Source organism: Streptomyces sp. NPDC059900 (assembly GCF_050270335.1).
In the GTDB taxonomy this organism is placed as follows: Bacteria; Actinomycetota; Actinomycetes; order Streptomycetales; family Streptomycetaceae; genus Streptomyces.
Genome location: NZ_JBNNJZ010000869.1, coordinates 2,101 through 2,499, shown reverse-complemented (window position 1 = coordinate 2,499; position 399 = coordinate 2,101). Strand labels below are relative to the sequence as shown.

The following is a 399-nucleotide window of genomic DNA, read 5'->3' as shown; positions in this document are numbered from 1 at the left end:
GGTCTTCCCCTCGCGGGGGGGGGGCGGGGGGGGGGGGGGGGGGGGGGGGGTGGTGGGGGGGGGGCACGGGGGGGGGGGGACAGAGGCCGGCGCAGGGCGTGGGACGGCGGCCGGGACTAGACCGCCATGCCGTACACGATGGTGAAGACCGTGCCCAGCGATCCGATGATGAAGACGCCGGTCAGGCCCGCGATGATCAGGCCCTTGCCCTGTTCCGCGCTGAAGGTGTCGCGCAGCGCCGTCGCGCCGATGCGCTGCTTCGCCGCGCCCCAGATCGCGATCCCGAGACAGAGGAGGATGGCGATCGCCATCACGACCTCGATCATCACCCGTGCCTCGTTGCCCAGGCTCCCGAAGGGTCCCCAGTCGGGGGCGATCCCGCCGATGATGGTGGTGATG

At 72.9% G+C, this 399-nt stretch carries 1 protein-coding gene; it reads right to left on the bottom strand.

Features of this window, described 5'->3' with window-relative positions:
• Nucleotides 1-116 precede the first annotated feature (116 nt).
• Nucleotides 117-398 carry a hypothetical protein gene (locus ACQKIP_RS45115; RefSeq protein WP_427745656.1) on the bottom strand — a complete coding sequence of 94 codons (282 nt, stop codon included), beginning with the start codon at nucleotides 396-398 and terminating at the stop codon, nucleotides 117-119.
• Nucleotide 399: the final 1 nt, after the last annotated feature.